The organism is Nocardia sp. NPDC004278 (genome assembly GCF_053602975.1).
This window is the reverse complement of record NZ_JBSGEQ010000111.1, coordinates 1-1,385: the sequence shown is the minus strand read 5'-3', so window position 1 is coordinate 1,385 and position 1,385 is coordinate 1. Positions and strand designations below refer to the sequence as shown.

The following is a 1,385-nucleotide window of genomic DNA, read 5'->3' as shown; positions in this document are numbered from 1 at the left end:
CAGCAGCGGTTGTTGTTGGAGGTATCGTGGGAGGCGTTGGAGTCGGCGGGGATTGATCCGTCGGGGTTGCGGGGCTCTACCACCGGCGTCTTCGCGGGCGTGATCTATCACGACTACGGTTTGGCCGGTGGAGTAGGAGCACAACCAGGTTCGGTCGTGACAGGCCGCGTCGCCTATACATTGGGGTTGGAGGGCCCGGCGATAAGCATCGACACCGCGTGTTCGTCGTCGCTGGTCGCTATGCATCTCGCGGTACAGTCGCTCCGATCCGGGGAATGCACGATGGCGCTGGCTGGCGGTATCACCGTTATGGCCACCCCGGCGGTGTTCGTGGAATTCTCTCGGCAGCGCGCGCTGGCAGCCGATGGCCGGTGCAAGGCTTTCGCCGAAGCCGCGGACGGATTCGGGTCGTCCGAGGGAGTGGGTGTCCTTGTCTTGGAGCGGCTTTCGGACGCGCTGCGGAACGGTCACGAGGTACTGGCGATAGTGCGTGGTTCTGCGGTCAACCAGGACGGAGCGTCGAACGGACTGACCGCTCCAAACGGCCCGGCCCAGCAGCGGGTGATTCGCGCGGCGCTGGCCGATGCCGGCTTGACCACATCGGATGTCGATGTGGTCGAGGCGCACGGTACGGGGACCGTACTGGGGGATCCCATTGAGGCGCAGGCGATTATCGCGACCTACGGACAACGAACAGCCGGTGCCGAGCCGCTGTGGTTGGGCTCGGTGAAGTCGAATATCGGTCACGCACAAGCCGCTGCGGGTGTAGGCGGTGTCATCAAGATGGTGGAAGCGATCCGTCGCGGTGTTCTGCCCGCCACCCTGCACATCGATAGGCCCACCACCAAGGTTGAGTGGAATGCCGGGAATGTGGAGCTGCTGACCGAGACCCGTGAGTGGCACCAGAATGGGCACCCCCGCCGAGCGGCGGTGTCATCATTCGGAATCTCGGGAACGAATGCACACGTAGTGCTGGAGCAAGCCCCGGCCGCCGAACTTATCGACAGCACGACTGATCCAATCGTGAGAGCGGAGGCGGGGCCTGTGGCGTGGGTGGTGTCGGCGCGAGACCGGACCACATTAGGTGAGCAGGCGCTGCGGCTGCTGGGGTTCGTGACTGCGCACGAGGATGCCTCGGCATCGGATGTGGGCTTGTCACTGGCCCAGCGCTCGCAGTTCGAACATCGTGCGGTGTTCGTGGGTTGCGAGCGTGCAGAGCTGATGCGGAGCTTGCGGAATCTTGCCGAGGATCGTGTGGACTCGGGGGCGGTGACCGGGGTGGTCGGTCCAGTGGGGCGGACGGTGTTCGTGTTTCCGGGGCAGGGGTCGCAGTGGGTGGGGATGGGTCGGGAGTTGATGGGGTCGGCTCCGGTTTTCGCTGCGCG

General features: G+C 65.0%; 1 protein-coding gene. It reads left to right on the top strand.

The annotated features are described in order from the left end of the window. Window positions 1–1,385 (top strand): type I polyketide synthase (locus ACWEO2_RS44260; protein WP_452410872.1); only part of this gene is annotated, 1,385 nt, incomplete at both ends.